Annotated in this window: 17 protein-coding genes; all 17 read right to left on the minus strand. The window is 68.1% G+C overall.

What is annotated here, in order from left to right:
* Nucleotides 1-250: 250 nt before the first annotated feature.
* A complete protein-coding gene (locus tag M3U25_RS19905) occupies nucleotides 251-1495 on the minus strand; it encodes an FkbM family methyltransferase (RefSeq protein WP_355503621.1) in 1245 nt (414 codons plus the stop codon).
* A gap of 187 nt (nucleotides 1496-1682) precedes the next feature.
* On the minus strand, nucleotides 1683-2300 hold the full coding sequence (locus tag M3U25_RS19910) for an acetyltransferase (protein ID WP_355503620.1): 618 nt from the start codon (nucleotides 2298-2300) through the stop codon (nucleotides 1683-1685).
* A complete protein-coding gene (locus M3U25_RS19915) occupies nucleotides 2297-3436 on the minus strand; it encodes an aromatic ring-hydroxylating dioxygenase subunit alpha (RefSeq protein WP_355503618.1) in 1140 nt (379 codons plus the stop codon). Before M3U25_RS19915 ends, M3U25_RS19910 begins: the two co-directional genes overlap by 4 nt.
* A 26-nt stretch (nucleotides 3437-3462) precedes the next feature.
* A complete protein-coding gene (locus M3U25_RS19920) occupies nucleotides 3463-4104 on the minus strand; it encodes a NeuD/PglB/VioB family sugar acetyltransferase (protein ID WP_355503616.1) in 642 nt (213 codons plus the stop codon).
* Complete coding sequence (locus tag M3U25_RS19925) at nucleotides 4101-4862, minus strand: SDR family oxidoreductase (RefSeq protein ID WP_242158533.1); 762 nt, start codon at nucleotides 4860-4862, stop codon at nucleotides 4101-4103. Before M3U25_RS19925 ends, M3U25_RS19920 begins: the two co-directional genes overlap by 4 nt.
* A 14-nt stretch (nucleotides 4863-4876) precedes the next feature.
* Nucleotides 4877-5638 carry an SDR family oxidoreductase gene (locus M3U25_RS19930; RefSeq protein ID WP_355503613.1) on the minus strand — a complete coding sequence of 254 codons (762 nt, stop codon included), beginning with the start codon at nucleotides 5636-5638 and terminating at the stop codon, nucleotides 4877-4879.
* A gap of 2 nt (nucleotides 5639-5640) precedes the next feature.
* Nucleotides 5641-6681, minus strand: a complete 1041-nt coding sequence (locus M3U25_RS19935; protein ID WP_355503611.1) for a ketoacyl-ACP synthase III — start codon at nucleotides 6679-6681, stop codon at nucleotides 5641-5643.
* 1 nt (nucleotide 6682) lies between these two features.
* Complete coding sequence (locus tag M3U25_RS19940; protein WP_043091966.1) at nucleotides 6683-6907, minus strand: acyl carrier protein; 225 nt, start codon at nucleotides 6905-6907, stop codon at nucleotides 6683-6685.
* Nucleotides 6904-8088, minus strand: a complete 1185-nt coding sequence (locus M3U25_RS19945; RefSeq protein ID WP_355503609.1) for a DegT/DnrJ/EryC1/StrS family aminotransferase — start codon at nucleotides 8086-8088, stop codon at nucleotides 6904-6906. The genes M3U25_RS19940 and M3U25_RS19945 overlap by 4 nt, the downstream gene beginning before the upstream one ends.
* Nucleotides 8089-8362: 274 nt before the next feature.
* Entirely contained in the window at nucleotides 8363-9850 is a 1488-nt protein-coding gene (locus M3U25_RS19950; protein ID WP_355503607.1) for a sigma-54 dependent transcriptional regulator, read from the minus strand.
* The gene (locus tag M3U25_RS19955; protein ID WP_010341669.1) at nucleotides 9847-10230 is read right to left on the minus strand and encodes a response regulator transcription factor; all 384 of its coding nucleotides are present in this window, start codon (nucleotides 10228-10230) and stop codon (nucleotides 9847-9849) included. Before M3U25_RS19955 ends, M3U25_RS19950 begins: the two co-directional genes overlap by 4 nt.
* Nucleotides 10231-10245: 15 nt before the next feature.
* Complete coding sequence (gene rpoN / locus M3U25_RS19960; protein WP_355503604.1) at nucleotides 10246-11649, minus strand: RNA polymerase factor sigma-54; 1404 nt, start codon at nucleotides 11647-11649, stop codon at nucleotides 10246-10248.
* A 267-nt stretch (nucleotides 11650-11916) separates the two neighbouring features.
* Nucleotides 11917-12549: a response regulator transcription factor gene (locus M3U25_RS19965; protein ID WP_017908534.1), complete on the minus strand. Its 633-nt coding sequence runs from the start codon at nucleotides 12547-12549 to the stop codon at nucleotides 11917-11919.
* A 90-nt stretch (nucleotides 12550-12639) separates the two neighbouring features.
* On the minus strand, nucleotides 12640-13218 hold the full coding sequence (locus M3U25_RS19970; RefSeq protein WP_242158574.1) for a PilZ domain-containing protein: 579 nt from the start codon (nucleotides 13216-13218) through the stop codon (nucleotides 12640-12642).
* The gene (locus M3U25_RS19975) at nucleotides 13215-13514 is read right to left on the minus strand and encodes a hypothetical protein (RefSeq protein ID WP_160947182.1); all 300 of its coding nucleotides are present in this window, start codon (nucleotides 13512-13514) and stop codon (nucleotides 13215-13217) included. The genes M3U25_RS19970 and M3U25_RS19975 overlap by 4 nt, the downstream gene beginning before the upstream one ends.
* Complete coding sequence (gene fliS / locus M3U25_RS19980; RefSeq protein WP_010341674.1) at nucleotides 13511-13930, minus strand: flagellar export chaperone FliS; 420 nt, start codon at nucleotides 13928-13930, stop codon at nucleotides 13511-13513. The genes M3U25_RS19975 and fliS overlap by 4 nt, the downstream gene beginning before the upstream one ends.
* A 149-nt stretch (nucleotides 13931-14079) precedes the next feature.
* Nucleotides 14080-15402, minus strand: coding sequence for a flagellar filament capping protein FliD (gene fliD, locus M3U25_RS19985; RefSeq protein ID WP_355503601.1), 1323 nt, complete (start codon nucleotides 15400-15402; stop codon nucleotides 14080-14082).
* Nucleotides 15403-15624 lie beyond the last annotated feature (222 nt).

Raw genomic sequence — 15624 nt, forward strand, 5'->3', positions numbered from 1 at the left:
GGAGCGGGGCGCACACTGCGCCTGATCCATCGCTTATGCAACAACCATGCCGCGCGTCGCGGACCTGCCGCGGCGATGTCGTGGGCTCGGCAGCAGAGCGGTCAGCAGATCGCCGTGCAGCGGGGACAGATCCACCGGGCCGGTCACCATGCCGTGTCATGCCGCGTGCGGCGGGACGTGCCGGCCTGGCATGCCTATCGCGGCGTAAGTGCTGGCCCCAAAAAGCGCGACACAGCGGAACGTTCCGCCATCAATCCCATTCCACGTAAAGCACGGTGTCGTAGAAGTACAGCGAGTACTTGCGCAGGCGCAGCCTGGCGCCCGGCAGGATCCGGTCCAGCTCGGCGACGATGTCCAGCAGGTCGAGCGCGTGGTGGTAGCAGGTGATGGCCAAGCGCGGGCGGCAGCGCCGGATCAGTTCGGTGGCCCCGCGCAATACCAGCGGCTCGGCGCCTTCCACGTCCATCTTCAGCAAGGTGGCGCGCTCGACGACATCGTCCAGGCGCAGGCAGTCCACATGCGCCGCGCCGTTGCCGTCGAGACGGCTGCCCATGGTGCCCTGTGCGTCGAATGCCAAAGTGCCGGCGCTGTCGGCGACCGCCGCGTTGTACAGCGTGGTGCGGCCACCATCCTCCGCCAATCCCTGCTGCAGGACGGCATAGTTGGTCGGGTCCGGTTCGAATGCATGGATGGCCGCATAGCGGTTGCGGGCGGCGATGCGGAACTTGCGCACGGTATCGCCGTCGTAGGCGCCGATGTCCACATAGTGCTCGTCCGCGCCGATCCGGATCGGATGCGGATTGCCTGCGAACATGGAGAAATATTCCTGTTCGCCCGGGCACAGCACCTCCAGCAAGGGCTGCCGATCGCCGTTCAGCGCCATCTGCAGGACCGCATCGAGCGTGCCTACGCTCAGGGCATCGGCGAGGCGAGCGCGCACGGCGTCGAAGCGTTTGGCATGTGCCAGTGTCTGCGCGCGGGTCGTCGGTCCGGTCTGGTAGATCAGGGTCATGTCCAGCGCGTACATCAACTCCGGCAGATCGACGTGGCGGCCGCCGACCTGTTGCACCAGTTGCGCAAAGTGCAGCCACGTCGGGATCGAGTAGCCGCAATTGATTGCAGGGAGCTTCGCCAGTTGCGAATCCCGCCGCAGCGCCGCCGTAGGCAGTACGGTATCGAAACCGGCGACCGGCGTGCCTTGCGCATCCAGCACGTCGTCCACTGCGACGATCTGGATGCCGGGAGCCCTGGCACGTAGTGCAGCGGCCGCAGCGGCGGCGAAGACGTTCCCCAGGTAGGAACTGGGGGCGAGGAACATCGCGCCGCCGGCGCGCATGCAAGCATCGATCAGGTCCGCTTCGCGCTGAAGCGCGGCCGGAGGGTCGGTCATGGGTCCACTCGAAAGGGCGCGCCATAGGAGGCGTGCGGATGCTGGAAAGACGGATACGAGGGGCATGTCGCGTGGTAGCGCGATCAGGCCGCGGGGGATCGTCACCCGCGAGCGATCCTAGCGAAGCCTGTCGCGCTGGGATCGTGCATGCATCCCAGCCCGGCGCGATGTCGCACGTGACGCCTGTTTTGGCAAAGTGAACGGGGGACGTCGGCACAGCGACGCCACTCCCGTCACTGGCGGAACGTATAGTGAAACGGCACCGCGACTCGGGCGTTCGCGCGCGCCTACGTCAACGCAGGATGCGGGCGCCGCCAGGCATCAGCGCATCGTAGAAACACCGGTCCGGCAACACGTCCGGCACGGTGCCGGGCAGCAACCATTCGCAGTGCCTGCCGATCTTGGCGCCGCTGCGGGTCATGCTGCCGCCGCCCAATGTGCTGCCCTGGCCAATCTGGGTGCCGCGGCCGAGGTGCACGCCGGCATGCAGGGTGACGCAGGCGCCTACGCGCACATCCTGTTCGACGATTACCTGCCGTTCCAGCCAACTGCCGGCGCCGATGCTGCTGCCGGCCGCCAAGTTGCAGCCCGGGCCGACATGCACGTTGCCGAGCAGGCGCACGCCGGCGTCGACATGCGTCTGCGGCCAGATCAGGTCGATACTGCCGTAGCCGGCCAGGCGCACGTCGGCGAGCAGCTTGTGCCGCGACTGGTTGACCGCGCGTTCGTCCATGGCGACGAACACGTCGGTCGTGGCAGGCATATGGCTGGCATGCAGGGCGCCCAGGTCGAAGTTGTAGCGGTCCTGCGCGTCCAGGACGATGTCCACGTGCGCCAGGCCACATGCCTGCACGGTGCGCTGCGCCTGTTCCAGCGCATGGCCCTGGCCGATCAACACCAGCGCGTTCATGCCGGTTGCTCCAGCACATTGGCGCGGTACCACAGGTGCTGGCGCACCAGTTCGGTCTCGTAGTCGCCATGCATGAAGGGGCGCGAATGCGCGCCCAGGCCCGCCTGGAGGCGTTCCAGCACCGCCGTGTCCTCGGCGATCACCTGGTGCTCGATGCGCATCAGCGTGCTCAGCAGCGCAGTGAAATCGGTGCGTTCGCTCTTGCGTTGCGCAGTCGCCACCCACAGGTGGTAGTCGGTCTCGTGCGGCGAGACCGGATCGTACTGCTGCAGCACGAAGGAGTCGCCGCGCACGCTGTAGAAGTTCACGTTCGGATACAGGAACCAGTTGTAGAACGCCGAGTCCTCGCCGTAGCGCTCGCATAGCGGCCGGTACCACTGGTCCTGTGCCGCGATCTCGGCCTTGGCCGGAAAGCTCAGCGCATGCAGCGGAGGGCACTCGGCCTCCTGCAGCAGTTGCTCCACTACCGAGGGGACGTCCGCCGGCCGCTCGACATGCGCCGAGGGCTTGGGCGCCGCGGTCATCAGCGGATTGAAGGTCTTGGGATGGATGAACGGGACATGGTTGTAATCCTTCACGTTCTCCATGTTGAGTTTCCAGTTGTAGCGCACTCGGTGGCAGCTGTAGATCAGTTGGGAGTCCACGTGCGATGCCGCCGCGCGCAACGTCTCCAGGAACGCCGGCGCGAACTGTTCCTCCAGCGGCAGCGGCTGCGCGGCCATGTTCACGAACAACAGTTCGCCGACCTGCTGCACATGCAGTTTGGTCAGGCAGATGCCGGCCTTCTCTTCGGCGGTGAACTGGTACAGGCCGGAATTGGGCAGCCCGCGCAGTTCGCCCTCGGCGCCGAAGGACCAGGCGTGGTACGGGCACACCAGCGGGCGCTTGCCGTGCGACTCGATCTGGATCGCCGACTGCCGGTGCGGGCACTGGTTGAGGAAGGCGCGGATGCCGGCCTCGGTGCGCTGCACCAGCACCGGTACCCCGGCCACCTGGCGCGCGAAGAACTGGTTGCGCTCGCGCACCATGGAGGCGAAGCCGGCGAAGATCCACAGCTTGCCGAACAGCCGCTGCTGTTCCAGGCGCAGGCTCTGCGGGCTGATGTAGTGCTCGGCGTCGAGGGCGTGGCGAGTCATGCGGAAGGGCGTTCCTGCGTGCGGGGTCAACGGCTGAAGATGGTCCGCGCCGGATTCCCGGCGACGGTGACGTTGGGCGGGACGTCCTTGACCACCACGCTGCCGGCGCCGATCACTGCGCCGTCGCCGATCGCGATGCCGGGCAGCACGGTGGCGTGGGGGTGGATGACCACGTCGTTGCCGATGCGCGCGCCGCCGCCGACGAACACGAAGTTGCCGATCTGCACGTAGTCGCCGACCACCACATCGTGGCCGACGATGGTGGTGGCGAGGATGGTGACGAACTCGCCGATGCGGCTGTCGGCGCCGATCGATACGCCAACCTCGAACAGGCTGCCGCGCCCGATCGGCGTCTCCGAGGCTTCGCGCAGGCGCGGGCGCAGCACCATGAAGTCGGCGCCGCGTTCCAGCAGCGGCTGGCTGTAGCGGCGGCGCGCGGCCGGATCGCCGAGCGCACAGACGAACAGGTCGCCGGGCAGCGGCTGGTAGGTGTCCGGGTCGCCGAGCAGCGGCCAGCGCAAGCCGGGTGCCAATGCGTTTCGGCTGTCCAGGAAGCCCTTGATGTCCCAGGCCTGGCCGTAGCCGGGATCGTCGGCGCATGCCATCGCCGCCACGCCGCGGCCGAAGCCGCCAGCGCCGACGATCAGGACATGTTGCGGCACGGTCATACGTACTCCACGCCGCCATCCATGCTGAAGGCCTGGCCGGTCACCTTGCTGCTCGCCTGCGACAGGAAATACAGGCATGCCAGGGCGACGTCCTGGGGCGTGCCGATGCCCAGCGGATAACGCGCGCGGTTCTCCTCGAGCCAGGCCTTGTCCTCGCTGGTCAGCGGCGTTTCGACCAGACTCGGGCACAGTGCGTTGGCGCGGATGTTACGCCGCACCAATTCCAGTGCCAGCGGGCGCAAGGTGCCGATCAAGGCGGCCTTGGAGCCGGCATAGGGGCCCACGCCGACGGTGCCGGTGAGCGCGGCGATGGACGACAGGAACACGATCGAACTGCCGGGGCGCAGCGACTGCCGCGCCAGCAGATGCCGGGTGAGCATCGTCGGCGCGATGTAGTTGATCGCCATCACTTCGTTGAGAAACGGTTCGCTGACCAGCTTCATCGGCGACAGGCCACGGATGCCGGCGCTGTGCACGACGCCATCGAGCGGACCGCACTCGGCGGCGAGCCGTTGCACGGTCGCTGCCTCGCTCAGGTCGCCGGCGAACAGGCGATGGCCGTCGCCAGGCAAGGCGTCCAGCACGGCCTGCAGACGTGCCTGATCGCGTCCAGCCACGATCAGTTGCGCACCCGCGCCGGCGCAGGTCTTCGCGACCGCCTCGCCGATCCCCTTCGATGCACCGGTCACCAGCACGGCCTTGCCGTCCAGTCCATACAACCCGCGCAACAGCGCGGAAGGCTCGTCCAACAGGGACATCGGGGTTTCCATGTTCATAGGCGCATCGGCAGGGAGAGGCCGCCATCGATGGTGAGGGTGCTGCGGGTGATCCAGCGGCTGGCGGCGGACAACAGATAGACCGCGCCCTTGGCGATATCGTCGGCATCGATGCGCCCGAGCGGCGTCAGGCTGATCTTGTTTTCCATTTTCGCCGTGGCGCCGAGGGCGTCGAGCATTGGCGTATGCACATAGCCAGGCGCGATGCAGTTGGCGCGGATGCCACGCTTGGCCTGTTCCAGCGCCAGCGTGCGTACCGCGGCCTCCAGGGCGGCCTTGGATCCGGCGTAACCGGCGCTGGCCTGCGGTGCTGCCCGTGCGGTCAGGGCGGATACGTAGACCAGCGAGGCACCCGAGGCCAGGCGACGTTTGGCCAGCAACTGTTGGGTAAGTGCGACCGGCGCCAGATAGTTCACCGCCAGCATCTGTTGCAAGTGCTGTTCGGCGGCCATGTGGAACGGCACCAGGGTCGCGATCCCGGCGCACGACGCCAGCCCGTGGTAGTGCTCCGCGGCTTCCAGCAGGCGCGTGCGGGTGGCTGGTTCGGTCAGGTCGCCATCGATGGTCCGATGCCCGGCGCCGTGCAGCGCGTCGGCGACCGCCTGCAGCCGCACGCGATCGCGTCCGTTGAGCACCAGGGTGGCGCCGAAGCGCGCGCACAGCGTCGCGACAGCGGCGCCGATGCCCGAGGAAGCACCGGTCACCAGGATGGTCTTGCCCTGCAGCCCGAAGACGTCGGTGGGTGCGGCAGGCGCCATCGTCAGGACTCGATCAGGTCGGGGAACACCGCGCCGTCGATATCGACCAGGCAGCTGCCCCAGGACAGGCCAATACCGAAGCCGCACAACAGCACACGCTTGCGGCCTTCTGCCAGTTCCTTGTTGATCCGCGCGGTCATGGTCACCGGCAGCGAGGCGCCGCTGGTGTTGCCGAAATCGCGCAGGGTGGAGGGCACCTTTTCCGGGGGCAGGCCAAGCTTCTTGCGGATGGTCTCGTTGATCATCCGGTTGGCCTGGTGGAAAACGAAGTAATCTATCTCGTCCTTGGACACGCCGCTGTAGTCCAGCAGCTTCTGCACCGCCGGCGGTACCCGCTGGGTGGAGAAGCTCAGCACCGCTACGCCGTCCAGTTGCAGGTCGGTACCACGGTGCCAGCGGTCGTGCTCGTCGGCGCGGTACGGGATCAGGTGCTGCACTCCGACCGGTTCGCGGTGGCCGCCGACCGGTAGGATGATCGCGCGGTAACCGCTGCCATCGCTGTTGAGGTCGAAGTGCATCGGCGCGGCGTCGGCACTGAATTCCAGTGCGGTGGCGGTACCAGAGTCGGAGAAGATCGGGTCCTCGAGGTTGGCACTGCGGTCGCCGACCAGCAGCAAGCCTTTCTTGACACCGCCGGCGGCGATCATCGAGCCGAGCAGGTTGATGCCGAACGGGTAGGCCGAGCAGCCCAGGTTGACGTCGAAGGCGATGGTGGCGTGCGACAGGCCCAGGCGGTCCTGCAAAATGATCGCCGTGGCCGGGATCGGGTAGTCCGGCGACTGGGTGACCACGATCAACGCATCGACCTCCTCACGCTGCCACTGCAGGCGCTCCAGCAGTACCTGCGCCGCGTCGAAGGCCAGATCGGAGAAGCACTGCCATTCGGCGGCCATGCGCCGCGTCTCGATGCCGATATTGCGCACCAGCCGCTCGCGCTCGGAGCGGATTTGCGGCCGGCAATCGGTGAGATTGGAGACGACGCGCTTGGGCACGCAGGTCGCCATGCCGGCGAAGCGTACGTTACGCAGCGTGGAGGTCGGCATGTTACGCCCCTGTTAGCTTGTAGAGGTCTCCCAGGGTGACCACGGCGGCCAGGTGCTCGCCGGTGATGGTCTTGCCGTAGTCCGTATCGAACATCACGATCACGCCCAGCGCGGCCAGCGAATCCCATTCCGGCAGTTCGCGCAGTACCGTATCCATGTTCACCTCGACCGGATTCTGAAAATCGGTCGCGGACAGGAAATTCTCGATAAACGTTTCTTGGCTCATGCTGCGGGTTCCACGGGTTGGGCGAAGGAGGGAGGGGCGGTGATGCTAGCGGAAGAGGAAGGGCGCGCGGGCATGACGCCGCCCGCCGCGGCGATCAGGTCGACGATGGCGTCCACCTGCTCGGCCGCCAGTCCGGGAAAGATCGGCAGGCACAGCACGCGGTCGGCCATCTGCCGGGCCACCGGCAGGCCGGCCGGCGCGGAGGAGGGCAGACCGCGATACATCGGGAAATCGCTGATCAGCGGGTAGAAATAGCGGCGCACCAGGATGTCGTGGCTGCGCAGCAGCCGGTGCAGTTCGTCGCGGGCCAGCGGGAAGGCGTCCTCGACCAGGATCGGGAACGAGGCGTAGTTGGACAGCGCCGGTTCCCGCGGCGCCAGGCAGCGGATCCCCGGCACCTGCGCCAGGCGCCGCCGGTAGTGCGCGTCGATCGCCCCGCGCTGCGCCAGCGCGTCGTCGATGTGCTGCAGTTGCAGCAGCCCGAAGGCGGCGTTGATCTCGCTCATCTTGCCGTTGATGCCGGTCGCCACAACGGTGGTCTCGTCGACGAAGCCGAAGTTCTTCAGCCGGCTGATGCGCTGGTAGGTCTTGGCGTCCGGGCAGACGATGGCGCCGCCTTCGAAGGTGTTGAACACCTTGGTGGCGTGGAAGCTGAGCACGCTGAGGTCGCCATGGCGCAGGATCGAGCCGCCCTCGTCCTTGACCCCGAACGCATGGGCGGCGTCGTAGATGACCTTGAGGTTGTAGGTGTCGGCGATGCGCTCGATCGCGGTGGTGTCGCAGGGCGTGCCGTAGCAGTGCACCGGCATGATCGCGGTGGTGTGCGGGGTGATCGCCGCCTCGATCTTGAGCGGATCCAGGTTCATCGTCTGCGGATCGATGTCAACGAACACCGGCTTGATGCCGCGCCACAGCAGCGAGTGCGCGGTGGCGACGAAGGAATACGGCGTGGTGATGACCTCGCCGGTGATGCGCAGCGCCTGCAGCGCCGTCAACAACGCCAGGGTACCGTTGGTCAGCAGCGCCAGATGGTTCACCCCCAGGTACTCGGCCAGGGCGTTCTCCAGCGCGCGGTGCATGTCGCCGCCGTTGGTCAGGATGCGGCTGCGCCAGATCTGCTCCAGGTACGGAACGAACGCCTCCAGGGGCGGCAGCAGCGGACTGGTGACGGGGATGGACATGGGACCTGCCTGGCGACGGGTGGAAGTCCCCGGTGCGGAACACGCCGCCCGGTGCTGTGGAAACGTGAAGCAAGCCACATGCCAAAGGCGCTGTCCACTGTCGGCGTGGCCGACCGGGATCCGCTGCCGGCGAAACGCCGCGTGGCCGTCGCGCACGCACGCCGCCTGCGCGCGCCCGCGCGTGTGGATGGGGAAGGCAGGGGGAGGGAAGGGAAAGGAGCCCGCTGCCAGGCGGGCGCGCCGGGTGCGGCCGCACCCGGCGCCGTGCGCCGACTCAGCTGGCCAGTTCGGTCTGGTCGCGGTCGATGCCGTACTTGCGCAGCTTCTCGACCAGGGTGGTGCGCCGCAGGCCGAGCAATTGCGCTGCATGCGCGACCACGCCCTGGGTGCGCTCCAGCGCCTCGTTGATCAGCGCCAGCTCGATGTTGGCCATGTGCCCGCGCAGGTCCAGGCCGCTCTCTGGCAGCGTCGCCGCAGCCGCCGTCGGCGCATCGGCGTCCGCGCTGCCCGGCTTGCCGCCGGCGTGCAGGTCGACCACGTTGGGCACCCGTCGCGGATCGGCGGCGATCGGCGCCGGCGGCGCCGATACGTCGATGGACGAGGCGAAGTCGCCGCGATAGCGCGCCGGCAGGTCCTGCACCCGCACCAGGCCGCCCGGATGCAGCACGGCCAGGCGTTCGACCAGGTTGGTCAGCTCGCGCACGTTGCCCGGCCACTCGTAGCTGCGCAGCGCCTGCAGGGCCTCTTCGGAGAAGCGCACTTCGCCGCGCCCGGTCCGCGCCAGCTGCGCGGCGATGGTGTGCACCAGCGCCGGCAGGTCGTCGCTGCGTTCGCGCAGCGCCGGCATCTCGATCGGGAACACGTTGAGCCGGTAGAACAGGTCCTCGCGGAACTGGTTGCCGGCGATGCGCTCTTCCAGATTGCGGTGGGTGGCGGCGATCACCCGCACGTTGCAGCGGATGGTGACGTTGCCGCCGACCCGCTCGAAGCTGCGCTCCTGCAGCACGCGCAGCAGCTTGACCTGCATCGGCAGGCTCATGTCGCCGATCTCGTCGAGCAGCAGGGTGCCGCCCTCGGCCATCTCGAAACGGCCCTTGCGCGCGCTCAGCGCGCCGGTGAACGAGCCCTTCTCGTGGCCGAACAGCTCGCTTTCCAGCAGATCCGGCGGGATCGCGCCGCAGTTGATCGCCACGAACGGGCCATCGCGGCGCGGCGACTGCTGGTGGATCGCCCGCGCCACCACTTCCTTGCCGGTGCCGGACTCGCCCAGCACCAGCACGGTGGTATCGAACGCGGCGACCTGGTCGATCAGCCGACGCAGGCGGGTCACCGCCGCGCTGGTACCGGTCGGGCCGTTGTCCTGCGCGGCGCCGGCCTGGTGCTCGGCGTCCAGCCGCTTGAGGCTGGCGCGGCGCAGCAGGGTTTCCAGTTGCGCGTGGCGCAGTGGCGCTTCCAATTGCCACACGTTGGCTTCGTGCAGACCGTGGCGCTGGGCGAACGCCTGCGCGTCGTCATTGAGCAGCAGCACCGGCGGCGGCAGCGAACTGCGCGCCACCCAACCGAAGAAGGCGTCGGCCTGCTCCTGGTCGTCCAGCCCGCCGACCAGGATCGCCATCCATTCGGTCTGCCGGTGCCGGCCGGGCTGGACGTCGGCGACGTCGGTGACCCAGCGCGGGTTGAGGTCCATGAATTCGAGCAGGCTCACGGTCCGCTCGGCGCGCACCGCGTCGTCGTCGATCACCAGGATCCGCGATTCGCTCATGCCGGTACTCCTTCGGTCCGAAGCCCCTCCAGGATCGGCATCACTTCCTGGATGTAGGACAGCTTGCTGACGAAGTTGTCGGCGCCGGCGCGCATGGCGTGCTCGCGGTGCTCGGCGTCGTCGAAATGGCTGGCGATCACGATGTACGGCGCCTGGTCCTGGGTCTTGATCAGGCGCGTGGCCTGCAGGCCGCCCATCTCGGGCATGGCCAGATCCATCAGCACCACCTGCGGGCGCAACGACTCGGACCGCTCGATGGCTTCCAGGCCATTGGCGGCGCTGCCGATCACTTCCATCCAGTCGAGCTTGCGGAAGTGGCGCATGGCGGCGTTGATGAAACCTTCGTGGTCGTCGACCAGAAGCACGGACAATTTGTTCATATGCGTCGTTTTTCCTTAGCCCACACGGGCCAGCAGCGGTTTGCTGCCGCGGCGGCGTTCGCGTGCGGGAGCGATGTCCAATTGTTCACGATACTTGGCGACTGTGCGCCTTGCCACGTTCACGCCCTGTCGCGACAGCAGTCCGGCGATGGCCTCGTCGGCCAGCGGCCGCCCGGCCGGCTCGGATTCGATCAGGCGCCGGACCATGGCCCGCACCGCCTGCCCGGACACCGCGGCGCCTTCCAGGCGCACGGCGAAGAAGTGCTTCAGCTCGAACGTGCCGCGCGGGGTCTGCAGGTACTTGCCGGTGGTGATGCGCGAGATGGTCGACTCGTGCATGCCGATCGCCTCGGCCACCTCTTTCAGGGTCAGTGGCGCCATCGCTTCCTCGCCCTTGACCAGGAACGCCGACTGGCGCTCGACGATGGCGCGGGTGGTGCGCAACAGGGTCTCGTAGCGCATCGACAGGCCGCGGGTCAGCCAGCGCGCTTCCTGCAGCATCTCGCGCAGCGGCTGCGCGGCGTCGCCGGCCTCGGCCAGGGCGCGCTCGTGCATCGGGTTGACGGTGACGCGGTGAGTGGTGGCCGGGTTCAGCGCCACCCGCCAGGTGCCGTCGGCATGCCAGGCGACCACGTCCGGCAGCACATGGCCGGCGTCCTGCGGCTGCAGGCTGTCGCCGGGCCGCGGCTGCAGCGACAGGATCAGCCGCACCGCCTCGCGCACGTCGTCGGTCTCGGCATCGAGCTGGCGCCCGAGCAGCGCGTAATCGTGGCTGGCGAGCAGATTGAGATCGCCGGCGAGGATGCGCGCGGCCAGGTGGCGGCCCGGCACGCGGCCGGGCAGGTCGCTCAACTGCGCCTGCAGGCATTCGCGCAGGTCGCAGGCGGCCAGGCCGGCCGGGTCGCCGTGCAGCAGGCGCTGGCGCACCGCTTCGGCCTGCGCCAGCGGCAGGCCCAGGCGTGCGCTGGCCAACTGCTGCAAGGTGTCGAGCGGGCCGTCCAGGTAGCCGGCATCGTCGCAGTGTTCCAGCCAGAACGCAGCCGCTTCCAGTTCCAGCGCCGGCAGTTCCAGGGCCAGCCGCTGCAGCACGCGCAGGTGCGGGTCGGTGGATTCGCCGGCGGCGATGCGCTGCATGCGATCGTCTTCGCCGTCGTTCCAGCCGGCGGCCGGGATGTCCCACATCGAGGATTCGGGCAGTTCGTCGAACGCCGCGGTTTCCAGCGCCGCATCCTCGTGCTTGACCACCGGCTCGATCACGCCCTCGGGCTCTTCCAGTTCGAGCAGCGGATTGGTTTCCAGCGTGCGGCGGATTTCCAGTTCCAGTTGCATGCCGTCGAGTTGCAGCAGCCGGATCGACTGCAGCAGTTGCGGGGTCAGATGCAGTTGCTGGCCCAGTTGGGCGGAAACGGTCGGCTTCATGCGGACTCCCTCGGTTCGGCGCCAATACGCTGGCGCCCGTGGAACGCATACTGCTTGTCGCCCGACGGTAACAGAATCGGGGTGTTCCTGAGTAGGGTAGTCAAATTCCCGACAGACTGTCAGGAATTTCCCGACATGCGGGTCGTGGACGCCGGACAGTCGACGGCGCAATGCCTGATGTGGCGGGCTTCGGCGGGAATGTCACGCCTGCTGACCGGTTAAGGCAAACCCCATGCCAAAGGTGCGTGTCGGGATGCCGTCCCCAGTTCAGCTCAACTCGCCCTGATGGCGCGCGGCCAGTAGGACCAGATCGTTGGCGCGGCGGCAGCCCAGCGATTCCATCATCCGTGCGCGGTGGGTCTCCACGGTCTTGACGCTGATGCCCAGGTCCGAGGCGATTTCCTTGTTGCTCTGGCCGCGGCCGATCTGGCGCAGGATCTCGCGCTGTCGCGGCGACAGGGCGGCAATGCCCACCGGGCGCTCGCGGCCAAGCATCGGCGCGATCATCTTGGAGGAGATCTGCGGGCTCAGGAACACCTGGTTGGCGCTGGCCGCGCGCAGCGCCAGTTCCAGTTCCAGCGGAGCGGCGTCCTTGACCACGAAGCCGGTGGCGCCGCGGTCCAGCGCATCGCGCACGTGCACCGGATCGTCGTGCATCGACATCATCACCACCCGGGTCTTGGGCGAGCTGTGCAGTACGTCCGTGAGCGCGTCCAGGCCGCTGCGTCCCGGCAGGGACAGGTCCATCAGGACCAGGTCGGGGCGGTGCAGGGTGGCCAGGTCCACCGCCTGCTGCGCGTTGCTGGCCTCGGCGACCACGTCGACGTCCGCAAACGTCTGCAGCAGCCGGCTCAGGCCGGCGCGTACCAGGGTGTGATCGTCGACGATGATGACTCGCACGGTGCAGGTCCTTCTATTCAGATCCGCACCTTAGCCGAGCCGCTCGCCGCCGCCAACCTCGGCGGGCGGCCGGGCGCGGCGGGAGCCGGCTCAGCGAGCCCGCCGGCTGTCGGCGATCTGCCGGCGGTGCAGCCGGAACAAGTGGCGTTCCAGGGCCTCTTCCAGGCCCGGCGGCTGTGTCTCGAACCGTAGCCAAAGTTGGACGACCCCGGCGGTGGTGGCCTCGGCCAGCACCCGTACCGGCAGTTCCAGGTGGTCCGGCAGCCAGTCCGAGGGTTGCAGGCGTAGCAGACCGGCGGCCCCGGGCGCTGCGCCCGAGCGCGCGCCCAGGTCCAGCCGGACGCCCCGGCGCGACCAGCACAGCGGCCGCAACGGCAGGGCATCCTCGTGCTGGCGGGCCAGCCGGCCCAGCAGGACCAGCATCAGGTCGAGCTTGGCCTCCATCCGCTGCGTCTGCGCGCTGGCGTCGCTGCGCTCGTCGCTGCCGTCCTCGCCGCGCAGATCCTCGATCTGCGCCAGGCTGCGCAGCAGCGCCTCGCCGGCGGCAAGGCGGCCGGCGCCGTTGCCCAGGCGGAAATCCGCCGGCAGCGCCAGTTCGCAACTGAGCGTGTCGTGGAACAGCTCGGCGTCGGCCGGATGTTGCGCGACGCCGTCCGGGCCGGCGTTCATCCCAGCAGTCCGGCCTGCGAATAGAGCCGCGCGGCGTGGCTGGACTGGCGGCTGCTGCGCAGCCAGGCCGCGGCATGGTCGCGCTCCATGCGCATCTGCGCGGTCACCGCCTGCTGCAGGGCGAGCAGTGGCTTGAGCGCCTCGCGCGAGCGGTCGGCATCGTCCTGCTGCAGATACGCCTGCAGGCGTCGCGCATGGTCGGTGACCATCGCCTGGGCCAGGGCATAGTCGTCGCCGCGCAGGATCTCGCGCAGTTCGTGCAGGTCGTTGTGCAGGTCGGCGAGCTGGATGCTCACGATGCGTTCGCCGTGGCTAGTTCGCGCTGCTGCGCCGGAATGGCGGCCCAGGCCGCGTCGATCTCGCTGAGCAGTTCCAGCGCTTCGGTCAGCGCGGCGTCGTCGTTGTGCAGGTTGGCTTCGGTGAGCCGGTGCATCACGTAGTCGTAGAGCGCCGACAGATTGCCGGCGATCTCGCCGCCGGCCTCGTGGTCGAGCGAGCCGTTGAGATGGCCGACGATGGCGCAGGCCTCGCCGATCGCCTTGCCCTTGCGTGCCTGGTCACCCTGCGCGAGGCAGGCCTGCGCCTGGCGGATGCGCTGGCAGGCACCGGCGAACAGCATGGCGACCAGCTTGTGCGGATCGGCATCCGTGACGCTGGTGGAAATGCCCATCTTGCGATATTGCTCAGCGTACTGGCGGCTGGAACCGTACATGGAAAACTCCCTCGGGTGGACTGGCGGGGCCTGGCGCTATGCCGGTTGGCGGCGACGCCGGGCGGTTGTTGCCGCAGATCCACAATGACTGTCGATACTCTTCATATCGGCCGCGACGCGCTTCGACTTGAGCCGCGGCCACACGCGCGTCAGCTGAATTGCTTGGTCAAGTTGTCGCTCGTGGTCTGCATCTGCGTCACCAGCGTCTCCATCGCGGTGAAGCGCGCGGTGTACTGGTCGGTCAGTGTCTGCATGCGCGCGTCCAGATCCCTGAGCTGATCGGTCAGGTCGGAGATGTGCTTGTTGAGCACGTCGGTCCGCTGGGTCAGCGTGCCGCTGGTGGTGTCCAGGTTGCTCTTGAGCAGCGTGCTCATCCCGGCGCCGAAGCTGCCGGCGCTGCCGAGCATGGTCTTGGCCGCCGACGGATCGGTGGCCACGGCCGTGTCGAACTTGCTGCTGTCCAGGCTCATCACGCCATCCTTGTCGATGGTGACGCCCAGCGCCATCAGCCCGCTCACGTTGTCGCTGACCAGCCGGCGCAGCGACTGCTGCAGGCCGCGCACCATGGCATCGCCGGTCATCGGCGAGGCCTTCTTGTTGGTGGCGTCGTAGGCGCTGGACGACTTGAGCACGCTGTTGGCGGAGTTGTAGGCACTGACCAGGGCGGTCAGGTTGGCCTTCAGCGGGCTGTTGTCGGCAGTGATGTTGAGATTGAAGGTGGTGCCGGCAACGGCCTTGGTGAGATTGATGGCTACGCCGGGCACCAGGTCGGCGATGGTGTTGCTGCTGGAGGTGCGCTGGAAGCCGTCCACCTTTACCACCGCGTCGGCGGCGGCGATCGTCTGGGTCAGGCCGCCGCTGTTGCCGGGCGGGTAGGTGAGGTTGGCCAGGCCGCCGTCGCCACCGGAGGTGGTGATGGTCAGGGCGCCCTTGGTGCCGGTGTCGACCGCGTTGAGCACCAGGTGGTCGCCGTCGTCGGCGGTGACCACGCTGGCGGTCACGCCGGCACCGTTGGCGGCCTTGTTGATGAAGGCGGCGACGTCGCTGAGCTTGCTGCCGGCATCGACGTTGATGTTGAGCTTGGTGCTGCCGTAGGCGATGGTCAGGGTGCCGCCACCGACGACCGCGCCACTGGCATAGGCCGACGAGGTCAGCTTCTGCGCCTGCGCCAGCTTCACCACCTCGATCCCGTATTTGCCGGCATTGGCGCTGGAGGTGACCGTGGCGGTATAGCCTGCGCCGTCGTCGATGCTCGCTTTGTAGGCGCCCTTGTCGGCGCTGTTGGACACCGTGTTCATCGCCGTCTGCAGGTTGGACAGCGCGCTCTTGATCGTGCTCAAGGACGACAGCTGCGCACTGGAGGCGGTGCCGTCACGGTTGATCCTGTTTTCCTGCGGCTGGCGTTCCTTCGACACCAGTTTGGCGACGAAGGTCGGAATGTCCAGGCCTGAGCCGATTCCAGTGGTGGACATGTTGGCGGTCCTTGAGGTGGCCGGCACGCGGTGCGCCAGCGGCTGAGGGGAGTATCGGCGCGCGGGGCCGCTTCTTGAGCGCCGCCCGCGCGTCGTCGCGGCTCCCGGTTGCGATGCAAATCCTGTGCCGCGTCGGCAGCGTCAAAAAAAAGACCCCTCCTTGCGGAGGGGTCCGGTCGTGCGGTGCGGCTGGCTGGGCTTAGCCCTGGAGCAGGCTCAGCA

Source organism: Xanthomonas sp. PPL134, from assembly GCF_040595915.1.
GTDB classification, from domain to species: Bacteria; Pseudomonadota; Gammaproteobacteria; order Xanthomonadales; family Xanthomonadaceae; genus Xanthomonas_A; species Xanthomonas_A indica.

Bases quoted from the DNA above. Each gene is read 5' to 3' on its own strand.
- M3U25_RS19915 (WP_355503618.1), bottom strand. From the start codon at position 3,436: ATGACTCGCCACGCCCTCGACGCCGAGCACTACATCAGCCCGCAGAGC.
- M3U25_RS19945 (WP_355503609.1), bottom strand. From the start codon at position 8,088: ATGTCCATCCCCGTCACCAGTCCGCTGCTGCCGCCCCTGGAGGCGTTC.
- fliD (WP_355503601.1), bottom strand. From the start codon at position 15,402: ATGTCCACCACTGGAATCGGCTCAGGCCTGGACATTCCGACCTTCGTC.
- M3U25_RS19940 (WP_043091966.1), bottom strand. From the start codon at position 6,907: ATGAGCCAAGAAACGTTTATCGAGAATTTCCTGTCCGCGACCGATTTT.
- M3U25_RS19950 (WP_355503607.1), bottom strand. From the start codon at position 9,850: ATGAGCGAATCGCGGATCCTGGTGATCGACGACGACGCGGTGCGCGCC.
- M3U25_RS19935 (WP_355503611.1), bottom strand. From the start codon at position 6,681: ATGCCGACCTCCACGCTGCGTAACGTACGCTTCGCCGGCATGGCGACC.
- M3U25_RS19930 (WP_355503613.1), bottom strand. From the start codon at position 5,638: ATGGCGCCTGCCGCACCCACCGACGTCTTCGGGCTGCAGGGCAAGACC.
- M3U25_RS19925 (WP_242158533.1), bottom strand. From the start codon at position 4,862: ATGTCCCTGTTGGACGAGCCTTCCGCGCTGTTGCGCGGGTTGTATGGA.
- fliS (WP_010341674.1), bottom strand. From the start codon at position 13,930: ATGTACGGTTCCAGCCGCCAGTACGCTGAGCAATATCGCAAGATGGGC.
- rpoN (WP_355503604.1), bottom strand. From the start codon at position 11,649: ATGAAGCCGACCGTTTCCGCCCAACTGGGCCAGCAACTGCATCTGACC.
- M3U25_RS19910 (WP_355503620.1), bottom strand. From the start codon at position 2,300: ATGAACGCGCTGGTGTTGATCGGCCAGGGCCATGCGCTGGAACAGGCG.
- M3U25_RS19970 (WP_242158574.1), bottom strand. From the start codon at position 13,218: ATGAACGCCGGCCCGGACGGCGTCGCGCAACATCCGGCCGACGCCGAG.
- M3U25_RS19920 (WP_355503616.1), bottom strand. From the start codon at position 4,104: ATGACCGTGCCGCAACATGTCCTGATCGTCGGCGCTGGCGGCTTCGGC.
- M3U25_RS19955 (WP_010341669.1), bottom strand. From the start codon at position 10,230: ATGAACAAATTGTCCGTGCTTCTGGTCGACGACCACGAAGGTTTCATC.